Raw genomic sequence first — 14,911 nt, forward strand, 5'->3', positions numbered from 1 at the left:
TCACCGATTCCTGGGACATCTACCGAGATGGACATCTACCATCTTTGTCACCGGCTCGGCGCCGCCCTGGCCGCCGGCCGAACCCCTCGGCACAACGACTCACCTGACCGCGCTGTCAGGCTCGACGAGGGGTTCCCGATGCAGTCCACTACAACGACCGAACCGCGCATGCCCGTACTGCGGGACCGCTACCTACCGGAACGCAACGCGTTCGGGCTGCTCCGGCTGGCCCTGGCGGTCGGGGTCCTGGTGGCACACGCCTGGCCGCTCGGGCTCGGGCAGCCGAGCCCCGGCTGGTACGCCACCTCCGGGCAGAGCAACCTCGGCATGTTCTCGATGCAGGGCCTGTTCGTCATCTCCGGCTTCCTGGTCGCCGGCAGCGGACTGCGCCACTCCGCCGTCCGGTTCGGCTGGCACCGGGCCCTGCGGATCTTCCCAGCCCTGTGGGCCTGTCTGCTGGTCACCGCACTCGTCTTCGCGCCGCTGGCGGCGTACCGGGAGCGCGGCAGCCTCGACGGCTTCTGGAGCCACCCGGACGGCCCGCTGGACTACCTGCTGACCAACTGGTTCGGCTCGATGGAGCAGTACCCGATCTCCGGCCTGCTCGCCGACACCCCGTTCGGGCGGATGGTCGGTGCACCGGCCGCCTTCGACGGCTCACTGTGGAGCCTGCGGTACGAGCTGGCCTGCTACGCCGTGGTCGGTACGCTGGCCGCGACCGCAGTGCTCCGTCGGGCACCCCGGGCGGTGCTCCTGCTGCTGCTGGGCCTCTACGCGATCATCCTCCGGGACCTGCTGACCGCACCGGACTGGACGGTCTGGCCCCCGCAGCACGGCGTGGTGGGTCCGTTCCCGCTGATCGGGTCCTTCGCCGCCGACCACGTCGTCTATCTCGGGTTCCTCTTCCTGCTGGGCACGGCGGCCCGGCTCTACCTGCACCGGGTACCGATGACCGGCGCGATGGCCTCGCTGGCCGCCGTACTGGTCGTCGGGTCGCTGTGGCAGGGCGGGTACATCGCCGTCGGGCTCCCCGCGTACGCCTACCTGCTGCTCTATCTCGGCGTCGCGTTGCCGGGCCGGCTGGCGGTACTCGGTCCGCACCGCGACTACTCCTACGGCACCTACCTGTACGCCTTCCCCCTGCAACAGCTGATCGCCCTGTTCGGCGGCGCCCGGTACGGCCTGCTCGGCTACCTGCTGCTGTCGCTGGCCAGCACCCTCCTCTTCGCCGTCGCCTCGTGGCACCTGGTCGAGCGACCCGCCCTGCGACTCAGGCAGTACGGTGGCTGGCCGCCCCGGTACACCGGCCCGACCCGGTGGCGTCCGAGCCACCGCGCCTCCGCCCGCTCGCCGCGCAGCCCTCTGCCGCCGGCAACGCCCGCCGCTCCCGCGCAGCTCGCCAGCCCGGCGTTCATGCGGATCCGGTCCATCGCGGCGGCAGGTGGCCGGCCCGCCGGCCCGGCCACCTGCCCGCCGGAGCCGCAGGACGCCGGAGACACGCCGGGGGTGGCCGCACCGGCGCTGTCCTGACCGGCTTCGCGGTGCGCGAGCACCCGGCCGGCCCTCCGGACCACCGCGCGATTCTCCAGCCCACCGCGCGATCCTCCGGCAAACGCCCGATGCACCGGCATACCACCCGATGCACCGGCTAACGCCCGATCCTCCGGCTCGACCCTCCGGTCTACCGCCCGATGCTCCGGCCTACCGCTGTTCGGCGGTAGGCCGGAGGCGCATCCACCAGGGATCGGATCAGTGGAGTCCCTGTTCGGGCGGGGCGATCCGTGGCGCGCCCGGCCCGGTTCGGCGGGCGCGGTGTGCACCCACCGGGCGCCGCCCGCGCCGCCGCAACCGCAGGCCGAGCAGCACGAGTACGCCGAGCAGCGCCCCCGTCGCCGCCAGAATCAGGATCATCGACGGCCCGTCGTCCTTCGTGACCACCAGCGAGCTGGGCCGGGGTTCGGGCAGGCTGAGCGTCGCCTTGGACTCCCGCAGTACCGCCCCGTCGGCGACGGCGAGTTCGGCGTTCCACGGTCCGGCCGGCAGCCGCCCGTAGAGCGGTACCGTCATCGACCCGGAGCTCTGCGGGGCGATGGTGACCCCGCCCAGCGCGGTGAACGGGCCGAGCGCCGCCGGGCTGGACGCCGTCGACAGCCGGAGGGTGCCGTGCGGATCGAGGGCCCGGGGACCGGTGTTGCGGACCTGGGCGACCACCACCGGGACGCCCCGGGCGGTCTGTTCGGCCCGCATGCCGACGATCTCGAAGGCGGGCTGGGGTTCCGCTCCGGTGCCGACGTTCAGGTAGACCCGCAGGCCGGTACGGCGGGCCGGCGGCGCCTTGCCGGCCCGTTTCGGCGACTTCGGTGCCGCTGCGGCGATCTGCGCCCAGATCACGGCGTACCGCTCGCCCGGTGCGGCCGATGCCGGAACGGTGAGCCTGATCCGCACCGGCTTCTTCGCCCTCGGCTCCAGCCGGAAGGTCGACGACGGGACGCGGGTCCAGCGGCTCAGTTCGTTGCCGGTGCGCCCCTCGGCATAGCTGAAGGTGTCGTTGCGGATGGTCGCCCCGGCCGGATAGACGGTGACGTGTTGCCGGAGCCGGGACGGGTTGACCACCTCGATCCAACGGTCGACGACGTCGCCCGGCCGGGCGTGCGCCGCCAGCCGGGTCAGGTCGGCATCGCTCGGCTTGTCGCCCGGTGGGACGGCGACGCGTACCTCCAGCGCGCCGCCGCTGTCGACGGCGGCCGATGCCGCCACCGTCGCCGGGGTCAGTTGCAGGGTCAGGCCGGCGGTGACGGCGACGAGGCCCAGCCGGCGCAGTGATGTGTGCACGCGCATTGCGATCGGAACTTTCTGTCGACACCCGTGACCCGGGTACCCCCGTCGCCGGGGTCACGAGCACTCGCGGCCGGCGGCGTCGGACAGCGCTGACGAGCCGGCCGCGAGTGTTGGTGGTTGCGGACTTATCGGGTCGGTGAGAGCACCGGCCGGGGCGGGCCGGCCCGTTGCACGAGCCGGCGGACCAGGTCGAGGTCGTCGACCTCGGAGCCGTTGGGGTCCACCGCGACGGGGTCGACTTCGACGCCCGTCGTCGCCGGCAGGTCGGCCCGGGCGGCCGACGGCTCCGGCCGGGACACCGGGATGAGCAGGTCGGCCAGGGCCGCGACGGCGCGGGTGGCCGACCGGCCGTCCCCGAACGGGGAGGACATCGTCGGTACCGGTTCCGAGCGGAGATGTTCGACGACCGCCTGGGCGATCCGCTCCGGGCGGGTACCGACCAGCCGACCCCGGCCGGCGGCGAGTACCTCCGGACGTTCGGTCCGGTCCCGGGTCACCAGTACCGGCGCCCCGATCGTCACCGCCTCCTCCTGGATGCCGCCGGAGTCGGTCAGTACGACGTCGGCGACGAGCAGCAGGCCGATCATCTCCGGGTACGGCAGTGCGGGCAGGACCCGCACGGACGGTACGCCGGTCAGTGCGGTCCTGATCTCCGCCCCGAGCGCCGGGTTGGGGTGCAGGACCACGATCACCTGCGCGTCGGGGCGTACCTCGCCGAGCTTCACCAGTCCCGCGCAGATGTCGCGTACTCCCTGGCCCCAGTTCTCCCGGCGGTGCATCGTCGCGACCACGACCGGTCGGCCGTGGTCCAGCCAGTCCGGCGGCCGGGCCAGGTCGTGGTCGACCAGGTGGTCGAGGGCGTCGACCACGGTGTTCCCGGTGAGCACGATGCGCTCCGCTGCCACCCCCTCGGCGAGCAGGTGGCGTCGCGCGGTGTCGGTCGGTGCGAGGTGGAGGTCGGCGATCCGGGCCAGGAGGGCCCGGTTCGCCTCCTCCGGGAACGGTTCCCGCAGGTTGTGTGTGCGCAGGCCGGCTTCCAGGTGTACGACGGGGATGCCGCGCCAGAACGCGACCAGTCCGCCGGCCAGTGCGGTCAGGGTGTCGCCCTGCACCACCACGGCGGCCGGGTTCCGCCGGCCGAGCGCGGCGTCCACGGCGGACAGCAGTGCGACGGCGAGTTCGGCGAGCGAGCCGTCCCGGCGGACCGGGATCAACACCTCGTCGGGGGCCAGACCGAAGGGAGCCAGGGTTTCGGCCACCTGGTCGGGCTGTTGCCCGCTGTCGATCAGCGTCGTCGTGAAGCGACCGTCCCGACCCAGTTCCAACGCCAGCGGCGCCAGTTTTATCCCCTCCGGACGGGTACCCGCCAGCAGGACGATCTCCGGTTGGTCGAAGTTCCTGTCTCCCATGCTGGCTCCCTAGGACCGGATCGCGGCTTCGCGGCGGCTGCGGTGGCGCAGGAACCCACCGACGGCGACGAGCCCGAGCGTGCCGGCGGCGATCGGCGCACCGGCGAGCGGGATGACCGGGATCGGCGGCGCGATCGCGTTCGGTCCGCAGACCACGTTGCCCACGTCGAGCGAGACCAGCAGCCCGGAGATCGCCTCGATCTGCAACGCCGTCACGTCGATCTGGCCCGGCCCGGAGCTGGTCTGCGCGTTGAGCACGACGTTGAGCAGTCCCGGCAGGGTGAGCCCGGTGTTCTGTGCCGGGTTGGGCGACAGGTTGAGCAGGGTGGTCTCGATGCCCAGGACGGTCGAGGTGATCCGCGCGTTCACCAGGGAGGCGGCGCCGTCGGCGGTCGGCGCGCTGGTCGCCTCGCAGGTGGCGTAGATCGCGTCCGCGGTCAGCGCGATGGTCGCACCGGCCACGACACCCAGCACCAGGTCGACCTCGGCGCCGTTGTCGACGGTGCAGGTGCCGTCGGCACCGACCACGAACTCGCCACCGGTGCCGAGCAGTCCGGCACAGCCACGGGAGACGCCGCCGAACAGCGCGGTACCGTACTGGCCGAGTACGCCGGCCGTGATGACGTTCTGACTGCCCAACACGCTCAGCAGTGGACTCGAGTCCCCGGTGGTGGTCTCGCTGCCGCCGTCGGTGTTGTTGGCGGTGAACGTGCCCGAACTGGCCACCGAGCCGCCGAGCAGGGTGATGTTCAGCGCGGACGCCGAGACCTGCGAGGTGTCGGCCAGCGCCGGCGATGCGGCGAGTAGGGCGGCGGTGCAGCCCGCGGCCGCCGCCACAGCCAACCGCCCGAACGGTAAGCACTTTTTCGTCATGTTTGAACCGCTCCTTGTTTTTCTTGGATCTGGACTGGGGGTGGAACCCTGCACGGAGTTCCGCACCGGGGGAGGTTCAGGGATGCGGCGTTGCCGCGCCGCGCGTCAACACGACCCGGACGAGGTCCTGGGAGCGCGCGGTCTTCTGCCAGTCGGACCGGGCGGTGAGCAGGCGGAGGAACGCCCACCAGACGGCCACGCACTGGACGTAGCTGTTCAGCCAGTGGCCGAGGCCGAGCCCGATTGCGGCCGGCACGCTCAGGCTCCGGTCGCAGCGGGCCCGGTAGATCAGCCCCCAGGCGGCGAACGGGAGGATGCCGAAGACCACGATCAGCGGCAGTACGCCCCAGCCGCCGTGCGACCACCAGCCGACCAGGCCGGACGGGGTCTGCCAGATGTAGTAGCCGAGCACTGCCGAGCAGGCCAGGTAGACCAGGGTTCCGCCGAGCTGGGTCCACGGCGCGGAGAGGAAGTGGGCGATCTCCACGGCGGCGGTGTTCCGGATGTGTCGGGAGGTCAGCACGGCCCAGGCGTACCGGGCGCACTGCATGGAGCCCTGTGCCCAGCGGGTACGCTGCCGGATCAGCAGTCGGAGCCTGACCAGCGCCTCCTGGGCGACCCAGGTCTCCGGGCAGTACTCGGTCCGGCCGCCGGCGAGCAGCACGTGCAGGCCGAGTTCGAAGTCCTCCAGCAGCGCGCCGTGCCAGGGCGTGCCCTGGGACTCGGCGATCCGGTCCAGCATGTCCAGCCGGGTGAACTGCCCGTTGCCGCCCATGCCCACGCTGCCGGTCCGGCGCCGCAGTTCCTGCATCGCGGCGATCGGGCCCCGGAACTCCATGTCCTGCAACCGGATGAGCAGTTGGCTCCACCGCCGCCGGCCGACCCGGGAGCGGGCCCGCCCACAGTCGAGCATCCGTACCTCGATCTGCACGGCGGAGATCCGGGACCGGCCGAAGTAGCGCCGGCCGGCGAGCGCGGTCAGGCAGTTCGGGTCGAGGCGGCTGTCGGCGTCGACCACCCCGACGAGGATCCGGCTCCGGTCGGCGTCGGCCGGTACGCCGGCCCGGATCGCCCGCCAGCCTGCGTTGAGGGCGGCACCCTTGCCCTGCCGCGCCTCCGGCAGCACCCGGTGCACCACCCGGACGCGCGGGTCGGCCGCGAGAGTGTGGAGCAGTTCGCCGGTGCCGTCCGTGGACGCGTCGTCGACGCACCAGATCGTCGCCTCCGGGCAGGCACGCCGTAGGGCGCGTACCGTCTCGGCGATCACCGAGGATTCGTCGCGGCAGGGTACGAGGAGGTGCCATTCGAATCCGGCGGGATCGCCGCCGGTGCTCCGGTCGTTCCGCAGGAAGATGACCATGATGCCGACCACGTAGGCGCAGAAGGTCACGCAGAGCAGGAACGCCAGGGTGTTCAGCAGTTCCAGGGCGCTGAGTTCAAGTGACATGATCGGCGTTCCGAACTGCTCGGCCCCGGGTCAGCAGCACGACGAACAGGATCGCGCTGCCGACCACCCCGAGGGTGGTGATCACCGATCCGATCAGTACGTGGCTGCGTTCGTAGCCCTGCTCGAATCCCCAGAGCCGCATCGAGCCGACGACCGCGGCGAGCCGGAGCTGGTTGACGGCGACCAGCAGGACCGCGGTGACCGCGCAGCACACGGTCGCCCGGGACACGCTGACCCGTCCGACGAACATGAGGAAGGCGGCCAGGGCCACCGGCGGGATCAGCAGCAGCCCGACCGAGCAGCCGAGCGTCACCATGAAGCCGACCCACCGCTCGTCCAGCGGAAAGATCACGGTCGAGTAGCTGGAGCGCGCCTCGGCGAGTCCGAGCCCGTCCACGAAGCGTGCGCTCAACCAGGCTTCGCCGCCGGCGATCCAGCGGAGGTTCGCGGCCACCGCACCGGCCGCACCGACGCCGACCAGGGCGGCGAGCACGAGGCGGAGCCGGGAGGGCCGGCCGGCCGGCGGGCGGGCATTCGGCCGCCGGGCCGCCACGGGACTCCGGTGGATGCTCCGCAGGTGGGTACCGGTCACTGGGACCGCTTCTGCAACACCAGCAGCACCATCGCCGCACCCAGGATGACCAGGCCCAACCCGGCCAGTAGCCAGGACTGCAACGCCACCCCGGTCAGGGCCAGCCCGCCGCCGGTCGGTGGCCCCTTGGGACCGTACATGACCATCACCCCCGTCTTGCTTCGCTCCGGTCAGCAGTAACATTAGGGGCGAAACACCCCAGTGTTCGCAGCTATCCCTAAAAACCCCTTATCGGTCATAATTCATCGAGTACCGGCGATGGCCGTGCGCAAGGACTCTCGCGTTCGGTGGTGGCGCCACGCCGGACCGTCGGGCGGGAGGTGTCGGTGGGTATTTACGTCGTTTATCGGTATTAGTCCTTTTAGGGCGTTTAAGGTATGTCCAACCATGAATCGAATGTGTTGAGCGATTCAGATTTGTCCACCACCCGAAACCGGAAGCCCCACGACGTTGAGCATCGACCAGACGCAACTCGTCCCGTCCGCGCCGCCCGGCGCCGAGGCCGGCGCGGACCGCCGTACCGGCACCGGAGCGCGCCGGACCGGTGCGCGACACGCCGTCGTCCCGAGCCCGCCCCGCCGGCCCGGGCGGCACCGACGCGGCCGGAACAGCACCGCCGGCCGCCGGTCCGCGCCGGCCCGCAGGGGCGTCCGGGCACTGGTACTGGAGCCGCGTACCGGCGACGCCACCCCCGACCGACTGGCCGACGAGTTCCACGTCGCCGCCCGCCTGCCACTGCCGGAGCGGATGGAACAGCTCGACGAGGCACTGCTGCGGTGGCGGCCGAAGCTGCTGCTCTGCAAGCACCCGCTGGACAGCCTCGACGCCCGGCTCGCCGCCGTCTGCCTGGCCCACGACGTCGAGATCTTCGTACTCGCCCACCCGGTCTACGGGCTGCTGCAACCCGCCCGGCTGCGTCGGTTCGGCGGACTGCCGTGGCTGCGGCTCCGGCCCGGCCGGTCGGGGGAGGAGAAGGTGAAGCGCGCCCTCGACGTGGCGGTGACCCTGCTCGGCGCCCCGCTGGTGGTACCACTCATGCTGGTCGTCGCGGCGGCGGTGAGCCTCAGCGGGCCGCCGCTCTACCGCCAGGAACGGGTGGGTGCCGGCGGGCACCGGTTCCACATGGTCAAGTTCAGGACCATGCGTGCCGACGCCGAGCGGCACACCGGACCGGCGCTGGCCAGCGTGGACGACGCCCGGGTGACCCGGGTCGGCCGGGTGCTGCGGCGGTTCCGGCTCGACGAACTCCCGCAACTGTGGAACGTGGTCCGCGGCGACATGAGCCTGGTCGGCCCGCGCCCGGAGCGCCCCGAGTTCGTCGCCACCTTCCGGGAACTTCCGCACTACGAGCTGCGGCACCGGATCCGGCCCGGGATGACCGGGATCGCCCAGCTCACCGGCGGCTACGCCGCGACGGTCGAGGAGAAGCTCCGCTGCGACCTGCTCTATCTGCACTGCCGGTCGCTGCGGCTGGACCTGCTGCTGGTGGTGCTGACCATCGTCGAGCTGTTCCGGGGGTTCCCCCGTGGCTAGCTCTGCCTCCGGCTCCTCCACCGGCCGCCGGCTGACCCGCAACTCCGCCAGCCTGATCACCGCCCGGATCGTGATGGCCGTGGCCGGACTGGGCTCTTTGCCGGTTCTCTACGACCAGCTCGGCGCGGCGCGCTTCGGGGTGTGGGCACTGCTCGGCGGCCTGGTGGCGATCGTCGCCCTGGTCGACCTCGGACTCGGGTCCGCGCTGGTACGACAGGTCGCCGGAGCGCTGACCGAGCCGCTGCACCGGTCGGCGCGTACGGCGCTCGGTGTCGGCCTGGTCTGGGGCGTACTCCTCTGGTTGCTCGCCTCCGCCGGCACCCTGGTCGGCTGGCCGTGGCTGGCCCGGCTGCTCCAGTTGGGCGAGCTGGCCGGCGAGGCCCGCCAGGCGGCGCTCACTCTGCTGCTCGGGCTGCTCTGCGACGGTGTCGCGCTGCCCTGGCGGGCGGTGCTGGAAGGTACCCAGCGGTACACCGCGTTGGCCTGGGCCAGCGGCGGTACGGCGGTGCTCGGCGCGGCGCTGGCGGTACTCGTCGTACGCCTCGGCGGTGGCCTGCTGGCGCTGGCCGCCTCCATGGCCGCGACCTGTGCGGTCCGGGCCGCCCTGGTGGTGGCCGCCGCCAGCCGCTGGCAGCCCCGACTGCGCCCGAGCCTGCGCGCCCCCGGCCCCGGCGAGCTGCGCCACCTTCTCGGGTACGGGCTGCAGGTGCAGGGCACCGGTGCGGCCGGGGCGACGAACCTGGAACTGGACCGCTTCATCCTGAGCGGCACTGCCGGACCCACCGTGGCCGGTGGCTTCGAACTCGGCAACCGGCTGCTCAACATGCTGCGGCTGCCGCCCACCATCGTGCTGCTGACGATGTTCCCGATGGCGGTGTCCCGGGCGGCGACCGAGGGGCCGGCCTGGCTCGACCGGTTCCACCTCACCGCGACGAAGCATCTCACCGCGTTCGCCGCGGTCAGCAGCGCGCTGCTGGTGGTCTGCGCCGACCCGCTCGTCCGGCTCTGGCTCGGTCAGCCGGTCTGGTGGGCGACGGTCGGCATCGTCGTGCTGGCCCCGAGCTACGCGCTGAACCTCGCCGCCGGGGCGACCGCGATCGTGCTCCGGGTCGAGGGCCGGCCCGGGCAGGAGACCGGGTACGCGCTGCTCTCCGTCCTGCTCAACCTCGCCCTGACCTGGCCGCTGCTGCACCTGGTCGGCCCGGCCGGCGTTCCGCTGGCCACCTCGATCGGGGTCGCCCTCGGCACCGCCTACTTCATCGCGCGCTTCCACCGCACCAGCGCACGCCCGATCGGTCCGGTACTGCGGGCCGTCCGGCCCTCCGTACTGGCCGGCGCGGTCGCCGGTCTCGGCGGTGGACTCGCGGCCCGACTGCTGCCGGACGGCCCCGGGCGGCTGGACGCCGCCCTCGCGGTGCTGACCCGCTCCGGCGTGGTACTGCTGCTCGCCGTCGGCGTGCTGCTGGCCGCCGGTTTCCTGGCCCCGGCCGACCGGACCCGGCTCGCCCGACTGCTCCGGCGGCCCGGGTCACCGGCCCTGGCTCCGGACGGTGTCGTCCGGTGAGCGTCTCGGTGGACTGCGACCGCTGCCTGCTCTGTGGTCGGGTCGGTGGGCACGGTGTGGCGTTCGCAGGTGTGGTGCGGCGTTGTGGGGGGTGTGGTTTTTCGTGGACGGTCGGTGAGTTTCCGTCGCTGTCGGAGTTGTATGACGAGTCGTATTTCTCCGGTGCGGGTTACGAGGATTACTTCCTGCCGGCGCCTCGGCGGTTCGAGTCGGGTCGTCGGTTGCGGTGGTTGTTGTCGGTGACGCGGCCGGGTTCGTTGGTGGAGGCGGGTTCGGCGGGCGGGTTTTTCGTCGAGGCGGCGTTGCGGGCGGGTATTGCGGCGGAGGGTGTGGAGGTTTCGGCTGCGGCGGCGCGGTTTGCCCGGGAGCGGTTGGGTGTGCCGGTGCGGCACGGGTTTTTCGAGTCGGATGTTTCGTCTCGTCTGGTGGACGCGGTGTGTGCGTTCCATGTGTTGGAGCACGTGGAGGATCCGCGTGTGTTCCTGTCGGCGGCGCGGGAGCGGTTGGCGCCCCGGGGTTGGCTGGCGTTGGAGGTCCCGAACATCGCCTCCGGGGCCGCCGGCCGGCTGGGGCAGGCGTGGCCGGGACTGCAACCCCGCTACCACCGCTGGCACTTCGACCCGGACTCGCTGATCCGACTCGTCACCCGGAGCGGATTCGACGTCGTGCGCTGCGACACGGCGGTCTTCCGTTACTACATGCCGGTGACGTACCGGCTTCGACACGTACGTCGACTGTTGCCGTCCGACTGGCGGGGAACCGGCTCGCTCCGGCTGACCCAGCCCAGGCGGGGCGATCTGCTGCGGCTGATCGCGCGCCTGCCTCGGGGCGTTCGAAGGGAGGAATCGTGACCGCTCAACTGGAGGCCACCACCTGCCCGCGACGGAGGCAGCGATGAACCGGCCCACCCTGTCGGTGCTGCTGGTGAGCTGGAACACCCGGGACGAGACCCGCCGGTGCCTGGCCGCACTGCGTACCGCCGGGAACGTCGACTACGAGGTGGTGGCCGTCGACAACGCCTCGGCGGACGGCTCCGCCGAACTGCTCGCCGCCGACTCCCGGGTACGACTGATCCGCAATCCGCGCAACGTCGGGTTCGCCGCAGCGGTGAACCAGGCGTACCGGCAGGCGACCGGGGAGCTGGTCCTGCTGCTCAACAGCGACGTCAGGTTCCATCCCGGCGCCCTGGACACCATGGTCGAGTTTCTCCGGGACCGGCCGGACGCCGCCGGGGTGAGCCCGCTGTACCTCAACCCGGACGGCAGCTTCCAACAGCACTACGTGCAACTGCCGACCTTTCCGGCCGCACTCACCATGTACACCGCGCTGCGCCGGCTGCCCGGGTTCCGGTCCGCGCTGCACCGGTTCCAGTTACGTGGCGAGGACTTCTCCCGGCCCCGGGAACTCGCCTCGGGAAGCTGCATGCTGCTCCGGCGTCGGGTGCTCGAACCGGAGCGGATCTTCGACGAGCGCCTCCCGATCTACTGGAACGACGCCGTGCTCACCCGTACGTTGCAGGCCGCCGGGCACCGGCTCTGGATGATCCCGCAGGCCGTGGTCACCCACACCCGGGGCGCGTCGTGCCGGCTGCTCGGCACCCCGTCCCGGACCCGACACCTCGTCGGCGGGCTGGTCTGCTATCTCCGGCTCACCCAGCCCCGATACCGGCTTGGCGTGTTCCGGCTGGTACTCCTCGCGGACCACGCCGTCAAGCGGCTCTTCCGGCGTACGACCGGCATCGGCCTGCGGGACCTGACCGCCGCGCTGCGCGGCGACGTCGGCGCGCTGCCCGACGGAGACCTGCGGGAATGGTCGGTACTCTCCGGCGACGGCCAGTGGGCCGCCGAGCACTACTTCCGGACCCTGGTCGGCGAGCGCGTCGACGACCAGCGGATCCTGCTGGTGGACCGGCCACGCCGGCTGCGCGGCCGACGACTGCGGGTCCGGTTCGACGGCGGGTCGGTCTGGCGGGCCACCCCGCCGGCACTGCTGCCGGTCGGCTGGCGGCTGCCTCCGGTACGCGCGCTGAACGCCTGGTTCGCCGCTGCCGCCGTACGACGCTGGCTGGACGACCGGCCCGGTGTCCGGGTGCTGCGGCTCGACGACACCAGCCGTTACCTGGTCGGCCGGATCGACGAGGACGAGGTCGTGCCGGTGGCGACCGGCACGCCCTCCCTGGAGCTGTCCCGTGGCTAGCACCGCCCCTCCCCGGACGGGCTCCCGAAGTGGTCCGGTCGCGGCCGTCGGCGGCGTCGGGCGTACCGGACCGGGCTGGGTGCTGATGTTCAGCGGCAGCCCGTGGCGGGCCGCCGCACACCGGCAGCACGCGCTGGCCCGGGAGTTGGCCGCCGACTGGCGGGTGGTCTTCGTCGACCCGCCCGGGAACCGGCCGCGCTGGCGGTGGACGGTACGCCGGGTCGACGACTCGCTCTGGCACGCCGTGCCGCCGGCCGTCCTCCCGTTCGGCCGGCACCTGCCGGCGGTCAACCGGCTGACCCGCCGGGTCGAGGCGGCGCTGCTGGACCACTGGCTGCGGCATCGGGCCCACGGCCCGGCCGGCGAGCCGTCCGGCGCCCGGATCGTCTGGCTCGACGAGGACCTGGCCTGGCCGGTACCGGCCCGGCTCGACCCGACGGTGGTGGTCTACGACGCCACCGACCTGGACTGGACCTTCACCCGACGGTGGAACCGCGCGCACCTGCATCGGGCGTTGCGGGCCGCGGTCGGCGCCGCCGACCTGGTCCTGGCCTCCTCCTCGGCGCTCCCCGAACGGCTGCCGGCGGCCCGCCGCCCGCCCGTGGTGATCGCCAACGGCTGCGATCCGCACCGGTTCACCGCCGACGGGCCGGTCGCGGCCGGGCTGACCGGGCTGCCCCGGCCGATCCTCGGCTACCTCGGTGCGGTGGACACCCGGGCGTTCGACGCCGAGCTGGTCGCCACCGTCGCACGGCGCCGTCCGGAGTGGACGTTCGCGCTCGTCGGTCCGTCGACCCGGGCCGGCCGGGCACCGCTGGCCGGACTGCCCAACGTCCGGCTGAGCCCGCCGGTGCCGTTCGCCGACGCCCCGGCGCTGGTCCGGGGCTTCGACGTCGGCATCATCCCGTACCGGACCGGTGGGCTGGTCGACTACGTGCATCCCAAGAAGTGCTTCGAGTACCTGTCCGCCGGTCGGCCGGTGGTCGCCACCGCGCTGCCGGCGCTGCGGGACCTCGGTGCGCCGATCCGACTGGCGGCGACCGCCGGGCAGTTCGAGGCGGCCGTCGAGGACGAACTCCGTACCGCCTGGTGCCCGGAGGCGGTCGACCTGCGGCGTGCCGTCGCCGCCCGGCACAGTTGGGCCGCCCGTGGTACGCGGCTGCGGAAACTGCTCGCGGAAGTGCCGGCCCTCCGGTGAGCGCGGTGTCGGTGTCGACCGTCGCGATCGCGGCCGTGGCCGGCACCACGGTGGCGGTGTCGGCGGCTGTCCTGCCGGGCCAGCTCGGCATCGCCGCCGCCGGTACGGTGCTGTGCGGGCTGGGTTTCGTCGTCTGGCCGTGGGCGGTGCTGCCGATGGGCATCATCGGCGGGTCGATCGCCAGCGGTCTGCTCGGGGTGGCCGACGTGCAGACCTTCGTCCTCCTGCACACCCTGCCGCTGGTGGCCGGCTGCGCGGCGCTGGTCGTACGGCGGATGCTGCTGCCGGCCGTGGCCGTGGGCCGGCCGTCGACCAGCACCGTCGCGATGGCGGGACTCTCCGTCGCCACCGCCGTCGCCGCCGTCTACGGCCTCGCCCTCGGCAACCAGCCCTGGAACGTCCTCGTCGCCGCCTACCAGGTGGCGGTGATCCCGGCGTACTACTTCCTCGCCACCTACACCCTGGACACCCCCCGACGACTACGGGCCGGTGCGGTCTGCTACCTCTCCGTCGTCGGCGTACTCACCGCCATCGAGATCGCCACCCCGGGCCGGCACGGTGGACTGCTCTCCGCACTGGCGGTACCCCCGCTGATGGTCCTCGCCGGCCGCGCCCACGGCTGGTACCGAGCCGGCCTGATCCTCCTGACCGCTCTGTTCCTCACCGACGTCGTGCTCGCCTCCTACCGGGGAATCTGGCTCGCCGCCGGCACCGCCATGCTGATCATGCTCGTCCGGGGCGGGCGCGTCGTCCGGTACGGAGTACTCGCCGCCGTGGCCGGCGCGATCCTGGTCCTCGGCGCGAGCAGCCTGCACTCCGGAGTACGCGAACGCTCCTCCGTCGTCAGCCTGGCGTTCCAGCGCGACTCCGGACACCGTGTCCCGGAGAGCACCGTCGGACTCGACGCGTTCGCCGCCGCGCCCCTACTCGGCGCCGGACTCGGCCAGTCCAGCCCGCAGGTCTACGTCAAGGGCTTCACCGTCACCGACGTCGGACCCGTCTACCACGCCTTCTGGGTGATGATCCTGGCCAACCTCGGCCTGCTCGGACTCGTCGCCGTGCTCTGGCCGGTGGCCCGGACGCTGCGCGCCGGACTCACCCGACACAACGACCTCGCCCTGGCCTTCGCCGCGCTCACCTGCGGCTTCCTCGCCGCCGCCTTCTTCGCCGGCCCGACCGACGGGCACTGGGAACTCGGCCTGCTCCCGGCGCTGACCATGCTCGCCGCCCGGATACCGGCGGAGGTGCGGTCATGACCGCG

General features: G+C 72.6%; 13 protein-coding genes. 7 read left to right on the plus strand and 6 right to left on the minus strand.

Annotated features, from left to right (window positions below):
• The first annotated feature begins 138 nt into the window (after window positions 1-138).
• The gene (locus tag Pen02_RS16930; protein WP_203867012.1) at window positions 139-1,530 is read left to right on the plus strand and encodes an acyltransferase family protein; all 1,392 of its coding nucleotides are present in this window, start codon (window positions 139-141) and stop codon (window positions 1,528-1,530) included.
• Window positions 1,531-1,749: 219 nt separating this feature from the next.
• On the opposite strand, the gene Pen02_RS16935 is transcribed toward Pen02_RS16930, so the two are convergent.
• From Pen02_RS16935 to Pen02_RS16960, 6 genes are all read right to left on the minus strand, one after another.
• On the minus strand, window positions 1,750-2,838 hold the full coding sequence (locus Pen02_RS16935; RefSeq protein ID WP_203867013.1) for a hypothetical protein: 1,089 nt from the start codon (window positions 2,836-2,838) through the stop codon (window positions 1,750-1,752).
• A 125-nt stretch (window positions 2,839-2,963) separates the two neighbouring features.
• On the minus strand, window positions 2,964-4,247 hold the full coding sequence (gene wecB / locus Pen02_RS16940) for a non-hydrolyzing UDP-N-acetylglucosamine 2-epimerase (protein ID WP_203867014.1): 1,284 nt from the start codon (window positions 4,245-4,247) through the stop codon (window positions 2,964-2,966).
• A gap of 9 nt (window positions 4,248-4,256) precedes the next feature.
• Complete coding sequence (locus Pen02_RS16945) at window positions 4,257-5,084, minus strand: choice-of-anchor P family protein (RefSeq protein WP_275413585.1); 828 nt, start codon at window positions 5,082-5,084, stop codon at window positions 4,257-4,259.
• Between the two features lie 112 nt (window positions 5,085-5,196).
• Window positions 5,197-6,567 (minus strand): glycosyltransferase family 2 protein, encoded by a 1,371-nt coding sequence (locus Pen02_RS16950; RefSeq protein WP_203867016.1) that lies wholly within the window; start codon window positions 6,565-6,567, stop codon window positions 5,197-5,199.
• Entirely contained in the window at window positions 6,557-7,159 is a 603-nt protein-coding gene (locus Pen02_RS16955; protein WP_203867017.1) for a hypothetical protein, read from the minus strand. The genes Pen02_RS16950 and Pen02_RS16955 overlap by 11 nt, the downstream gene beginning before the upstream one ends.
• Complete coding sequence (locus Pen02_RS16960; RefSeq protein WP_203867018.1) at window positions 7,156-7,299, minus strand: hypothetical protein; 144 nt, start codon at window positions 7,297-7,299, stop codon at window positions 7,156-7,158. Before Pen02_RS16960 ends, Pen02_RS16955 begins: the two co-directional genes overlap by 4 nt.
• Before the next feature lie 310 nt (window positions 7,300-7,609).
• Here Pen02_RS16960 and Pen02_RS16965 point away from each other — a divergent pair, with 310 nt between their 5' ends.
• Genes Pen02_RS16965 through Pen02_RS16990 form a run of 6 tightly spaced genes read left to right on the plus strand, consistent with a single transcriptional unit; the run spans window position 7,610 to window position 14,906 of the window.
• Window positions 7,610-8,692, plus strand: a complete 1,083-nt coding sequence (locus Pen02_RS16965; RefSeq protein WP_203867019.1) for a sugar transferase — start codon at window positions 7,610-7,612, stop codon at window positions 8,690-8,692.
• Complete coding sequence (locus tag Pen02_RS16970; protein WP_203867020.1) at window positions 8,685-10,256, plus strand: lipopolysaccharide biosynthesis protein; 1,572 nt, start codon at window positions 8,685-8,687, stop codon at window positions 10,254-10,256. Before Pen02_RS16965 ends, Pen02_RS16970 begins: the two co-directional genes overlap by 8 nt.
• The gene (locus tag Pen02_RS16975; RefSeq protein WP_203867021.1) at window positions 10,253-11,107 is read left to right on the plus strand and encodes a class I SAM-dependent methyltransferase; all 855 of its coding nucleotides are present in this window, start codon (window positions 10,253-10,255) and stop codon (window positions 11,105-11,107) included. The genes Pen02_RS16970 and Pen02_RS16975 overlap by 4 nt, the downstream gene beginning before the upstream one ends.
• Window positions 11,108-11,150: 43 nt before the next feature.
• Entirely contained in the window at window positions 11,151-12,452 is a 1,302-nt protein-coding gene (locus Pen02_RS16980; RefSeq protein WP_203867022.1) for a glycosyltransferase family 2 protein, read from the plus strand.
• Entirely contained in the window at window positions 12,445-13,650 is a 1,206-nt protein-coding gene (locus Pen02_RS16985; RefSeq protein ID WP_203867023.1) for a glycosyltransferase, read from the plus strand. The genes Pen02_RS16980 and Pen02_RS16985 overlap by 8 nt, the downstream gene beginning before the upstream one ends.
• A complete protein-coding gene (locus Pen02_RS16990) occupies window positions 13,647-14,906 on the plus strand; it encodes an O-antigen ligase family protein (protein ID WP_203867024.1) in 1,260 nt (419 codons plus the stop codon). Before Pen02_RS16985 ends, Pen02_RS16990 begins: the two co-directional genes overlap by 4 nt.
• The last annotated feature ends 5 nt before the right edge of the window (window positions 14,907-14,911 follow it).

This window comes from Plantactinospora endophytica, assembly GCF_016862915.1.
GTDB lineage: Bacteria > Actinomycetota > Actinomycetes > Mycobacteriales > Micromonosporaceae > Plantactinospora > Plantactinospora endophytica.

Bases quoted from the DNA above. Each gene is read 5' to 3' on its own strand.
- Pen02_RS16935 (WP_203867013.1), bottom strand. From the start codon at position 2,838: ATGCGCGTGCACACATCACTGCGCCGGCTGGGCCTCGTCGCCGTCACC.
- Pen02_RS16950 (WP_203867016.1), bottom strand. From the start codon at position 6,567: ATGTCACTTGAACTCAGCGCCCTGGAACTGCTGAACACCCTGGCGTTC.
- Pen02_RS16960 (WP_203867018.1), bottom strand. From the start codon at position 7,299: ATGTACGGTCCCAAGGGGCCACCGACCGGCGGCGGGCTGGCCCTGACC.
- Pen02_RS16980 (WP_203867022.1), top strand. From the start codon at position 11,151: ATGAACCGGCCCACCCTGTCGGTGCTGCTGGTGAGCTGGAACACCCGG.
- Pen02_RS16930 (WP_203867012.1), top strand. From the start codon at position 139: ATGCAGTCCACTACAACGACCGAACCGCGCATGCCCGTACTGCGGGAC.
- wecB (WP_203867014.1), bottom strand. From the start codon at position 4,247: ATGGGAGACAGGAACTTCGACCAACCGGAGATCGTCCTGCTGGCGGGT.